General features: G+C 33.1%; 9 protein-coding genes. 8 read left to right on the forward strand and 1 reads right to left on the reverse strand.

The window, feature by feature from the left end:
* The first annotated feature begins 52 nt into the window (after nt 1-52).
* Both ACHRVL_RS14495 and ACHRVL_RS14500 read left to right on the forward strand, forming a co-directional pair.
* On the forward strand, nt 53-1,708 hold the full coding sequence (locus tag ACHRVL_RS14495) for a M1 family metallopeptidase (protein ID WP_395413935.1): 1,656 nt from the start codon (nt 53-55) through the stop codon (nt 1,706-1,708).
* 298 nt (nt 1,709-2,006) lie between these two features.
* On the forward strand, nt 2,007-2,213 hold the full coding sequence (locus ACHRVL_RS14500; RefSeq protein ID WP_129053834.1) for a hypothetical protein: 207 nt from the start codon (nt 2,007-2,009) through the stop codon (nt 2,211-2,213).
* 48 nt (nt 2,214-2,261) lie between these two features.
* Here the strand turns inward: ACHRVL_RS14500 and ACHRVL_RS14505 are convergent, their stop codons facing one another.
* A complete protein-coding gene (locus ACHRVL_RS14505; protein WP_395413936.1) occupies nt 2,262-3,806 on the reverse strand; it encodes a hypothetical protein in 1,545 nt (514 codons plus the stop codon).
* Nucleotides 3,807-3,961: 155 nt separating this feature from the next.
* Between ACHRVL_RS14505 and ACHRVL_RS14510 the strand changes: the two genes are divergently transcribed.
* From ACHRVL_RS14510 to ilvC, 6 genes are all read left to right on the forward strand, one after another.
* Nucleotides 3,962-5,137 (forward strand): 2-isopropylmalate synthase, encoded by a 1,176-nt coding sequence (locus ACHRVL_RS14510; protein WP_089055993.1) that lies wholly within the window; start codon nt 3,962-3,964, stop codon nt 5,135-5,137.
* An 81-nt stretch (nt 5,138-5,218) separates the two neighbouring features.
* Complete coding sequence (gene leuB / locus ACHRVL_RS14515; protein WP_395413937.1) at nt 5,219-6,337, forward strand: 3-isopropylmalate dehydrogenase; 1,119 nt, start codon at nt 5,219-5,221, stop codon at nt 6,335-6,337.
* Nucleotides 6,338-6,607: 270 nt separating this feature from the next.
* A complete protein-coding gene (gene ilvD / locus ACHRVL_RS14520; RefSeq protein WP_395413940.1) occupies nt 6,608-8,281 on the forward strand; it encodes a dihydroxy-acid dehydratase in 1,674 nt (557 codons plus the stop codon).
* Nucleotides 8,282-8,354: 73 nt separating this feature from the next.
* Entirely contained in the window at nt 8,355-10,043 is a 1,689-nt protein-coding gene (ilvB, locus tag ACHRVL_RS14525; protein ID WP_395413943.1) for a biosynthetic-type acetolactate synthase large subunit, read from the forward strand.
* An 86-nt stretch (nt 10,044-10,129) separates the two neighbouring features.
* Complete coding sequence (gene ilvN / locus ACHRVL_RS14530; protein WP_089056006.1) at nt 10,130-10,651, forward strand: acetolactate synthase small subunit; 522 nt, start codon at nt 10,130-10,132, stop codon at nt 10,649-10,651.
* Between the two features lie 87 nt (nt 10,652-10,738).
* Nucleotides 10,739-12,208, forward strand: a complete 1,470-nt coding sequence (gene ilvC / locus ACHRVL_RS14535) for a ketol-acid reductoisomerase (RefSeq protein ID WP_129053830.1) — start codon at nt 10,739-10,741, stop codon at nt 12,206-12,208.
* Nucleotides 12,209-12,213 lie beyond the last annotated feature (5 nt).

The following is a 12,213-nucleotide window of genomic DNA, read 5'->3' on the forward strand; positions in this document are numbered from 1 at the left end:
TAAAATAGGTCTTTAAAATTATTTCCTTAATTAATCACATATTTCTAGAGAAATGAAAAAACGATTTACAGGTATAGTAGTTGCTTTTCTAATTGGTTTTACTGCCAATGCGCAAGGACTTTTGAAGAAGTCTGAAACGGTTTTTACACATCAGGATACTTTACGCGGAAGTATTACAAAGGAAAGAGCTTGGTGGGATTTAAAATACTATCATTTGGATGTAAAAATAAATCCAAAGGAAAAAACAATTACAGGTTTAAATACTGTTCGTTACACCGTATTATCAGAGTATAATAAGATGCAGATTGATTTGCAGGAACCAATGCAGATTTATAAAGTTACGCAGGGCGGAAAAGATTTGAAATTTAAACGTGATGGAAACGCTTTTTTTATTGATTTAATAGAAAAACAAAAGGTTGGTGAGGTCAAAGAAATAGTGATTTCATTTGGCGGAAAACCTAGAGAAGCAGTTAATGCTCCTTGGGATGGCGGAATCAGCTGGAAAAAAGATAAAAATGGTAAAGATTTTATTGCTTCATCTTGTCAAGGATTGGGTGCAAGTGTTTGGTGGCCAAATAAAGATCATATGTACGATGAAGTTGAGAATATGCTGATCAGTATGAATGTTCCAGGAGATTTGACTGGTGTTTCAAACGGAAGACTTCAAAGTGTTAAGAAACAGAAAGATGGGACTAAAACTTTTAACTGGTATGTTTCAAATCCTATAAATAATTATGGTGTAAATATAAATGTTGCAGATTACGTTAATTTTTCTGAGAAATTTAAAGGCGAAAAAGGAGATTTAGATTGCAGTTATTATGTTTTAAGAGATAATTTGGCTATTGCTAAAGAGCATTTTAAAGATGCTCCGCGAATGCTGAAAGCCTTTGAAAGCTGGTTTGGTCCGTATCCTTTTTATGAAGACAGCTACAAATTGGTAGAAGTTCCTTATTTAGGAATGGAACACCAAAGCAGTATAACTTATGGGAATGATTATAAAATGGGATATAAAGGAAGAGATTTAAGCGGTACAGGATGGGGCTTAAAGTTTGACTTTATTATTATTCATGAATCAGGACATGAGTGGTTTGCAAATAATATTACCTATAAAGATATAGCTGATATGTGGGTGCACGAGAGTTTTACCAACTATTCTGAAAGTTTATTTATTGAATATTATTATGGAAAAGATGCCGCGGCAGAGTATGTATTTGGATGTAGAAGAAATATTCAAAATGACAAACCTATTATTGGGCATTATGATGTAAACAATGAAGGTTCAGGTGATATGTATCCAAAAGGTGCAAATATGCTGCACATGATTCGTCAGGTTATTAATGACGGTGCAAAATGGAAATCGATTTTAAGAGGTATGAATAAAACGTTTTATCATCAAACCGTTACCGGTAAGCAAATTCAGGATTATATTAATGAAAAGTCAGGAATTAATTTTAATAGAGTTTATGCGCAATATCTAACGACAACTCAAATTCCGGTTTTTGAATATATGTTTAAAAATGGAACTTTCGGATATCATTGGACAAACTGTGTAGCTAATTTTGATATGCCGATAAGAGTGAAATTAAATGGCGTTGAAACTTGGTTGAAGCCTACTACAGAATGGAAATCAGAAAAAACAACAAATGAAAATAGAACTATTGAAGTAGATAAAGATTTTTATGTAACGAGTTCTAATATTATAGAATAAAATTAAAAACTTCAATTCGAAGTTTTGTGAGCCCGATAGGTTATATTAACTTATCGGGTTTTTTATTTAAATAACGCTTTTGATTTTCTTTTGGAATCAAAGTGAATCCTCTGTTTTGATTGGTAACTTTTTTAAATTGAATTTGTTATAATATTATTTTTAATTTTTTGTACGAATATTACCTTTTTATTTTTAACTTAGACGACAGTCGATTGAATTTAAATCAGTTAATTCAATCAAGTTTAAAGCGTAATCTGAAAAGCTAAAAGAGTAGGAAAAACAAACAAATCATGCAATTATGAAAAATTTAAAAAACCTAAAAAACATTGAGATTTTGACTAAAAATGCACAGAAATTTATTATTGGGGGCGTACTTCCATATGTAAATCCAACAATTGGTTTATGTGACAGATTGTGCGGAGAAGCTGGCGGAGTTTTATCGAACACACCAGGTAAAGGAGATGTTTGCCTTACAGGAACTTCTACATGCTGCTATTGCAGATAGATGATTTAAACAATAAAAAGGTTTCCAAACACTGGAAGCCTTTTGTTTTTAACGACTATTTAATTTCGCCTTTTCTTTTATAATATCAGCAATCTTGCGATTTTCAATTTTGCTTTCAAGCCATGAAATAATATCTAGATATAAAAAGGCTCTTTTTTCGTAAGTGTTTTTTTCAAGTTCAACAAAACGTGCATGCATTTTTTTGAATTCTTTCTTTATGTCCGCTGGATAGAAATTATTCAGGTTTCTTAAGAACTTAATAATTTCCTTTTGAACTTCATGTAAGTCATTCATTTTGATTAGGAATTTATAAGTGTTTTTAAGATGATTTTCTAAGTAATAATCTTTTCCCAGCTCATAATGTGCAATTAAGGATAATAGTCTGGCAAAACACATTAAATCTTCGCGCATCGATAGATTTTTGTTGTTTATGATTTTATCTAAGTAATTGATGCACTCATTGTATTTTTCGTTTCCAAAGTAGATAGAAGCAATTTTGTAAAAGAATAACATTTCATGATGTTCATCAAGATGCTCACTGTGCAGTTTAATTTTTTCTAAAATTTCGGGAATTAAATATTCGCTTTCGGCAAAAGTACCTTCCAGAATATGTAAGTTTAGTTTGTTATTATATACATATAAAAACGAAAGCGATGCAATATTATCGTTTACAGGAAACTTGGGATCTTCAATAGTTTCTTCTAACAACAAAAGATATTTTTTAAAATTCGAAGTATATTTTAACATATAAAGCGATTCTAGAAAATAATGATTTCCTTTTAAGAAAAATACAGGATTAAGATAAATCATATTTGGATTATCGTAGAAAAGTTTAACCCATTTATAAGCAAACTTATAACTAGCTAAGAAGTCCTGAACTAGAAAACTTCGCCAAAGATTGGCGTTGTAGAACCAGTATTTTTCTCGAAAACCAAATTTACTTTCATCTAATTTGGCAATATGTTTATTAAAGTAATCATCAATGTACTTGTATTCTTCGTCGCTTTTTACGTATCCCGTTTTAAGCATGATTCCGTATAACTGAAGAGAAAGATTTGATAATTTGCTGGAAATTGTATTACGGTAGTTTAATTCTTTAGCTTGTACAACCAATTCGTCTGCGCGACCCTGAATACTTCGTGTGATATATTGTGACTCAATAAGTTTTTCGAATTCAACAATTTCATACGCCATATATTTTTCGTCATTCTCTAACGCCTGATGTTTAGTCTTATCCAGAATCTTTAAACTTTGTTTGTATAAACCTTTATTATAAAGTATAACGGCAAAATCTATTTGTTCACGAAGTTGATAACGAATGTTTTGGCTGGGAATATTCAAACGAATGCTTACCAGAATTTGCTTGTATAAGTATGATTTTAAATTAGATAGCTGTACCTTTTTGATGCTTCCGCTCTTCAAAATAAGTTTTTCATCGTAGGTTTCAGATTTATCCAAAATATTGAATAATTCAATGAATTTAGTATTCGAACTTGTTTCTAATCGACTCGCAAAAATTTTAAACTGCCTTTTTTCAGATTTAGAAAGTGATTTTATAAGAACAAATAAGAAATCTTTTTGATGGTTAGCCATTGTAAAAAATAATATAATAACTTATTGATTATTAGTAATTTAGATCGTTATAAATTGTGTTATATACAGTATAATTTCATTAAAATGAATTTCGTACTGGAGAAGTACAATATATATTTGTTATCAAGATGTGAAATTACATTAAATAAATGAATATGAATAGAGAGAAAGTTCAAATTTTTGACACCACTTTGCGAGATGGTGAACAAGTTCCAGGATGTAAGTTAGATACTAAGCAAAAATTAGTTATCGCAGAACGTTTAGACAAAATGGGAGTTGATATCATCGAGGCAGGTTTTCCTGTGTCAAGTCCGGGCGATTTTTTATCGGTCTCTGAGATTTGTAAAATTGTTGAAAATGCAACCGTCTGCGGATTGACAAGAGCCGTAAAAAACGACATTGATGTTGCTGCAGCTGCTTTAAAGCATGCTAAAAGACCTAGAATCCACACAGGAATCGGAACATCTGAATCTCATATACTCCACAAATTAAATACCACACCAGAAGATATTATCGCAAGAGCAAAGTATGCTGTAGCTCATGCAAAAACATATGTAGAAGATGTAGAATTCTACGCAGAAGATGCTGGTAGAACTGATAATGCATTTTTAGCAAAAGTTTGCGAAGAAGTAATTAAATCTGGAGCAACGGTTTTAAATATTCCTGACACAACAGGATATTGTTTACCTGAAGAATATGGAGCAAAAATTAAATATTTAAAAGAAAACGTAAAAGGAATCGAAAACGTAATTCTTTCATGTCACTGTCATAATGATTTAGGAATGGCAACTGCAAACTCAATAGCAGGAGCAATAAATGGAGCAAGACAAATAGAATGTACTATTAATGGTATTGGAGAAAGAGCTGGAAATACTGCACTTGAAGAAGTAGTAATGATTTTCAAGCAACATCCTTACTTAAATCTAGATACTAATATTAATACAAGAGAATTGAACGAAATGAGTCGTTTAGTTTCTGAAAGTATGGGAATGATTGTGCAGCCCAATAAAGCGATTGTAGGAGCAAATGCTTTTGCACACAGTTCAGGAATTCATCAAGACGGTGTTATTAAAAACAGAGCGACTTATGAAATCATGGATCCGCTTGATGTTGGTGTAAACGAATCGTCTATTATTTTAACAGCTAGAAGCGGAAGAGCTGCTTTGGCTTATCGTGCTAAAAAAGTAGGTTACGAGCTTACAAAAGTGCAATTGGATATTGTTTACATTGAATTTTTGAAGTTTGCTGATATTAAAAAAGAAGTTTTGGATGCAGACATTCACCAGATTATTGAAGCTTCTAAAATCGAAGGTGATTTAATTAGAAGTTAGTTGAAAAGAAAATTAGAGAATAGAACAAAGAAGAAAGATAAATAAATAAATAAGATTTAAATACATAAAGAACGAGGCATTATGAATTTGAAAATAGCAGTTTTACCAGGAGACGGAATTGGACCAGAAGTAATTTTACAGGCCAAAAAAGCATTATATGCAATTGGCGAGGTGTACAATCATGAATTTGTTTTTGAAGAAGCACTTATGGGTGCTGTTGCTATTGACAAAACAGGAAACCCGCTCCCGGAACAAACGCTGAATCTTTGTTTAAATACAGATGCAGTTTTGCTTGGTGCTATTGGTGATCCAAAATATGATAACAATCCAAAAGCAAAAGTTCGACCAGAACAAGGATTGTTAAAACTGCGAAAAGAATTAGGATTGTTTGCAAATATTCGTCCAATTAAACCTTATAAAGCCTTAATTGAAGCTTCTCCTTTAAAAAGAGAAATTATTGAAGGAGCCGATTTTACTATTTTTAGAGAATTAACTGGAGGTGCTTATTTTGGAGCTAAAACATTAAATGAAGAAGGAACACATGCTTCAGATTTATGTGAATATTCAGAAGAAGAAATCACTAGAATTGCGCATTTAGCTTTTAAATCGGCACAAAAAAGACGTAAGAAGCTAACATTGGTTGATAAAGCAAATGTTTTGGAAACCTCAAGATTATGGAGAAAAGTAGTTCAGAAAGTGAGCGAAAATTATTCAGATGTAACATTAGATTTCTTATTTGTTGATAATGCGGCAATGCAGTTGATTTTGAATCCAAAACAGTTTGATGTGATTTTGACTGAGAACTTGTTCGGAGATATTTTATCTGATGAAGCGAGTGTAATTACAGGATCTATTGGTTTATTGCCATCAGTATCTTTAGGAGAAAAAAATGCTTTGTTCGAACCAATTCACGGATCATATCCACAGGCAAAAGGAAAAAATATTGCCAATCCAATTGCTTCAATTTTAGCAGCAGCACTTTTGTTAGAGCATTTTGGATTAACTAAAGAGGCAAATGTAATTTATAAAGCTGTTGAAAAAGCAATCGAATTTAAAGTAGTTACAGTTGATTTAAAACCAGATTCAAAATTTGGTACGAATGAAGTAGGGGAGTTTGTTTCCAATTTTATTTTCAGCAAAGATGACTTACTTTATTTCAATAATGACAATGTAAGTATCGGACAATCGACAATTGTTTAGTTAATTTTGTTAAAAATGTAGAATAAATAACAAGAAGTGGTTTAAATGTTGAGATTTTATTTTTTTAGTTCTTAAAGTTTTTATACTTTTGTCACACTAAAAATAGAAAAGAATGCAAAACTCAATTATTATAACTTCTGTCATTGTTGTCAATGTGGTAATCACATCTGCAAAGGGAATGTTATAAATATAATTGAAAAACTATATTATAAACCTTCCAAATACTGGAAGGTTTTTTTTTGAATAAAAATTAAAATAAAATAATACATAATGGAATTAAATAAGTACAGCAAAACCATCACTCAAGATCAAACACAACCTGCGGCTCAAGCAATGTTGTACGGTATTGGTTTAACTGAAGAAGATTTGAAGAAAGCACAAGTGGGTATTGTAAGTATGGGTTACGATGGTAACACTTGCAACATGCACTTGAACGATTTAGCAAAAGATGTTAAAAAAGGTGTTTGGGATGCGAATCTGGTCGGACTTATTTTTAATACCATTGGTGTTAGTGACGGAATATCTAACGGTACTGAAGGAATGCGTTATTCATTGGTTTCTCGTGATGTAATTGCAGATTCTATAGAAACAGTTGCAGGAGCACAATGGTACGACAGTATTATTGCAATTCCTGGTTGTGATAAAAATATGCCTGGAGCGTTAATCGCAATGGGAAGATTAAATCGTCCATCCATGATGGTTTACGGAGGATCTATTCACTCTGGAAAATGGAAAGGTGAATCTTTGAATATCGTTTCAGCTTTTGAAGCTTTAGGAAAAAAAGTAAAAGGAGAAATTACTCCGGAAGATTTTAAAGGAGTTATTCAAAATGCTTGTCCAGGAGCTGGTGCTTGTGGTGGTATGTATACTGCAAATACTATGTCTTCTGCAATTGAAGCATTAGGAATGAGTATGCCATACAGTTCATCAAATCCTGCTTTAAGTCAGGAAAAAAGAGACGAATGTCTTGCAGCAGGAGAAGCTATTAAAATTTTATTAGAAAAAGATATTAAGCCAAGAGATATTATGACTCGCAAGGCTTTCGAAAATGCTATTACAATCGTAGCAGTTTTAGGAGGTTCTACAAATGCAGTTATGCACTTAATTGCAATGGCGCACTCTGTTGGAATAACAATTACTTTGGATGATTTTCAGGCAATTAATGACAGAACACCTGTTCTTGCTGACATGAAGCCAAGTGGAAAATATATGATGGAAGATATCCATGAAGTTGGAGGTATTCCGGGAGTAATGAAATATCTATTGAAAGTTGGATTGATTCATGGAGATTGTTTGACTGTAACAGGGAAAACAGTTGCTGAGAATTTAGCTTCAACTCCGGATTTACAAGACGGACAAGAAGTAATTCATGAAATTCAAAAAGCGTTAAAACCAACTGGAAATATTCAGGTTTTATACGGAAATCTTGCTTCTGAAGGTGCTGTGGCGAAAATCAGCGGAAAAGAAGGAGAATATTTCGAAGGCCCAGCTGTTGTATTTGAAGGTGAATTTGAAGTAATTCCAGGTCTTCAGGCCGGAAAAATTAAACCAGGCAATGTAGTCGTCATTAGAGGTTGTGGACCAAAAGGTGGTCCGGGAATGCCTGAAATGCTAAAACCTACATCTGCAATTATTGGAGCCGGATTAGGCAGCACTTGTGCACTAATCACTGATGGTAGATTCTCCGGAGGTTCGCACGGTTTCGTGGTAGGACACGTTACACCAGAAGCATATGACGGAGGAGGTATTGCACTAGTAAAAGATGGTGATATAATTGCCATCGATGCGGTGAAAAATACAATCGACCTGAAGATATCTGACGAAGAATTTGCGGCAAGAAAAGCGGCATGGGTTCAGCCAGCTTTAAAAGTTGACAGAGGGGTTTTACTTAAATACGCTAAGTCGGTTTCGAGTGCATCAACAGGATGTGTTACCGATAATTAATTTTAAAATAATAATATCAAGAATCAGCTGAATCATTGAAAAGTTGAAGTTGATTCTTGAAAAACAATATACTATGAAAATATCAGGGGCAGAAGCCGTTATAAGATGTTTGTTAGAAGAAGGAGTAGACTTGGTTTATGGTTACCCAGGTGGAGCAATTATGCCAGTTTACGACGAATTATATAAATTTCAAGATCAGTTGCATCACGTATTAGTTCGTCATGAACAAGGTGCAACGCATGCCGCTCAAGGTTATGCTAGAGCTACTGGAAAAGTGGGTGTAGCAATTGCAACTTCAGGACCGGGTGCTACAAATTTAGTAACTGGAATTGCAGATGCGCAAATCGATTCAACACCAATGGTTTGTATTACAGGACAAGTTGGAAGACATTTATTAGGTTCTGATGCTTTTCAGGAAACTGATATTATCGGGATTTCAACTCCGGTTACAAAATGGAATTTTCAGGTAACTGAAGCTTCTCAAATTCCGGAAATAATTGCTAAAGCTTTTTATATTGCTCGTTCTGGCCGTCCGGGTCCGGTATTGATTGATATTACTAAAAATGCTCAGTTTGACGAGTTTGATTTTAGTTATGAAAAATGCAAAGGAATCAGAAGTTATGTTCCTGTTCCTAAGTTAAATGCAGATAAAGTTGCTGAAGCTGCAGCTTTAATCAATAGCGCTAAAAAACCTTTTATTGTTTTCGGTCAGGGAATTATTTTAGGTCAGGCCGAAGCAGAATTCAAAGCGGTAGTAGAAAAATCAGGTATTCCGGCAGCATGGACAATTCTAGGACTTTCAGCTTTACCAACAGATCATCCGTTGAACGTTGGAATGCTAGGAATGCACGGAAATTATGCACCAAACTTATTAACTAACGAATGTGATGTTCTAATCGCCTTCGGAATGCGTTTTGACGACCGTGTTACGGGGAAATTAGCTACTTATGCGAAACAAGCAAAAGTAATTCACTTCGAAATTGATCCTGCAGAAGTTGATAAAAACGTTAAGACTGAAGTTGCTGTTTTAGGAGATGTAAAAGAATCATTAGCAGCATTATTACCATTGTTGGATGCAAAATCTCACGATTTATGGCATAATGAATTTAAAGCTTTACAGGAAGTAGAATTTAATTCGGTTATAAAAGAAGAATTAAACCCAACGAATGGAAAAGGAATTTCAATGGGAGAAACTATTGAAATGATCAACAAACATTCAAAAGGAGATGCAATTATTGTTTCAGATGTTGGTCAACACCAAATGTTTGCGTGTCGATATGCTAAATTTAATTCATCAAAAAGTAATATTACTTCTGGAGGATTAGGAACAATGGGATTTGCACTTCCGGCTGCAATTGGAGCTAAAATGGGAAAACCAGAACGTGAAGTTGTAGCGATTATTGGTGATGGAGGATTCCAAATGACAATTCAGGAATTGGGTACTATTTTTCAAACTCAGGTTCCAGTAAAGATTGTTATTTTAAATAATGAATTTTTAGGAATGGTACGTCAATGGCAGGAATTGTTCTTTGACAACCGATATGCATCAACAAAAATGATTAATCCAAATTTTGTTGCTATTGCTGAAGGATACCATATTAAATCTAAAAAAGTAACGCAACGTGAAGATTTAGACGAAGCTGTAGCGGAAATGCTTGCTTCAAAAGATTCATACTTCTTAGAAGTCATGGTGGAAAAGGAAAACAATGTTTTTCCAATGATTCCAACCGGAGCATGTGTTTCAGAAATTAGATTAAGCTAAAAAAAGGTTTCAAGTTTCAGGTTTCATGTTCCAAGTTAAGCAAAACTTGAAACTTTAAACCTGAAACAAATAAAACTAAAAAAACAATGGAAGATAAAACATTTACCATATCGGTATATTCAGAAAATAATGTTGGATTGTTGAACAGAATATCTGGGATATTCTTAAAGCGTCACATTAATATATTAAGTTTAAACGTTTCAGAATCAGAAATAGAAAATGTTTCTAGGTTTATCATTGTGGTAAATACAACTGAAAAATGGGTTCAGAATATTGTTGGACAAATCGAAAAACAAATTGAAGTTATAAAAGCTTTCTATCATACAGATGAAGAAACTATTTATTTAGAGAATGCTTTATTTAAAATACAATCAAGTTTGTTGTTTGATGAAAAGCAAATTCAGAATATCATCAAAGACAGTCAATCTACGATTGTAACAGTTTCTAGAGATTTCTTTGTGATTTCTAAATCGGGAAGACGTTCTGAAATAGAGGAATTATATGCAAAGTTCAAACCTTACGGAATTATGCAGTTTGTACGTTCTGGAAGGATCTCGGTTTCTAAAGAAAAAATGGAAATTTCATCTTTATTAGAAACTTTTAAATAATAACAATTAAACCGTGATTTTGCGATCACAAACATTTATAGATTAATCAATTATTAAATTTCATTTCATTAAATATTTTAAAACAAAATGGCAAATTATTTCAATACATTACCGCTTAGATTACAATTAGAACAATTAGGAGTTTGCGAATTTATGGAGCAATCAGAATTTGCAGACGGAATTTCGGCATTAGCAGGAAAAAAAGTTGTTATTGTAGGTTGTGGTGCACAAGGTTTGAATCAAGGTTTAAACATGAGAGATTCTGGTTTAGACATTTCTTATGCATTGCGTGCAGATGCAATTGCTGAAAAGAGAGCTTCATACAAAAATGCAACTGAAAACGGTTTTAAAGTAGGTACTTATGAAGAATTAATTCCAACTGCTGATTTAGTTTGTAATCTTACACCAGATAAACAACACACGGCTGTAGTAACTGCTATTATGCCATTAATGAAACAAGGATCGACTTTAGCATATTCTCACGGTTTTAATATTGTTGAAGAAGGAATGCAGATTCGTAAAGATATTACAGTAATTATGTGTGCTCCTAAATGCCCAGGTTCTGAGGTGCGTGAGGAATATAAAAGAGGTTTTGGAGTACCAACGCTTATTGCGGTTCACCCAGAGAATGATCCAAACGGATTTGGTTTAGATCAGGCAAAAGCTTACGCTGTAGCAACTGGAGGTCATAAAGCAGGAGTTTTAAAATCATCTTTCGTAGCGGAAGTAAAATCAGATTTAATGGGTGAGCAAACTATTCTTTGCGGATTATTGCAAACTGGATCTATTTTATGTTTTGATAAAATGGTTGAAAAAGGAATCGATAAGGCTTATGCTTCAAAATTAATTCAGTACGGATGGGAAACTATCACTGAAGCTTTGAAACATGGTGGTATTACAAATATGATGGATCGTTTATCAAATCCTGCAAAAATTGAAGCTTACGAATTAGCAGAAGAATTGAAAGATATTATGCGTCCGTTATTTCAAAAACACCAAGATGATATTATTTCTGGAGAATTCTCAAGAACTATGATGATTGACTGGGCAAATGATGATGTTAATTTATTAAAATGGAGAGCTGCAACTGGAGAAACTAACTTCGAGAAAACAGCTCCACAAGAAGCTCCAATCTCAGAACAAGAATATTTTGATAATGGAGTATTAATGATTGCAATGGTTAAAGCTGGTGTTGAATTGGCTTTTGAAACTATGACTGAAGCTGGAATTATCGAAGAATCTGCTTATTATGAGTCTCTTCACGAATTGCCATTAATTGCAAATACTATTGCAAGAAAGAAATTGTTCGAAATGAACCGCGTAATTTCTGATACTGCAGAATATGGCTGTTATTTATTTGATCATGCATGTAAACCGTTATTGACAGAATTTATGAAAACTGTTGATACTAATATAATTGGTAAATCATTCTCGACTACAAACGGAGTAGATAATGCAGTTTTAATTGCTGTAAATAAAGAAATCCGTCAGCATCCTATCGAAGAAGTAGGAGCATGGTTAAGAGAGTCTATGACAGCAATGAAAAAAATTGGATAATAAAT

The organism is Flavobacterium sp. FlaQc-28 (genome assembly GCF_044007415.1).
In the GTDB taxonomy this organism is placed as follows: Bacteria; Bacteroidota; Bacteroidia; order Flavobacteriales; family Flavobacteriaceae; genus Flavobacterium.

Bases quoted from the DNA above. Each gene is read 5' to 3' on its own strand.
- ilvC (WP_129053830.1), top strand. From the start codon at position 10,739: ATGGCAAATTATTTCAATACATTACCGCTTAGATTACAATTAGAACAA.
- leuB (WP_395413937.1), top strand. From the start codon at position 5,219: ATGAATTTGAAAATAGCAGTTTTACCAGGAGACGGAATTGGACCAGAA.
- ACHRVL_RS14510 (WP_089055993.1), top strand. From the start codon at position 3,962: ATGAATAGAGAGAAAGTTCAAATTTTTGACACCACTTTGCGAGATGGT.
- ilvB (WP_395413943.1), top strand. From the start codon at position 8,355: ATGAAAATATCAGGGGCAGAAGCCGTTATAAGATGTTTGTTAGAAGAA.
- ilvD (WP_395413940.1), top strand. From the start codon at position 6,608: ATGGAATTAAATAAGTACAGCAAAACCATCACTCAAGATCAAACACAA.
- ACHRVL_RS14500 (WP_129053834.1), top strand. From the start codon at position 2,007: ATGAAAAATTTAAAAAACCTAAAAAACATTGAGATTTTGACTAAAAAT.
- ACHRVL_RS14495 (WP_395413935.1), top strand. From the start codon at position 53: ATGAAAAAACGATTTACAGGTATAGTAGTTGCTTTTCTAATTGGTTTT.
- ilvN (WP_089056006.1), top strand. From the start codon at position 10,130: ATGGAAGATAAAACATTTACCATATCGGTATATTCAGAAAATAATGTT.
- ACHRVL_RS14505 (WP_395413936.1), bottom strand. From the start codon at position 3,806: ATGGCTAACCATCAAAAAGATTTCTTATTTGTTCTTATAAAATCACTT.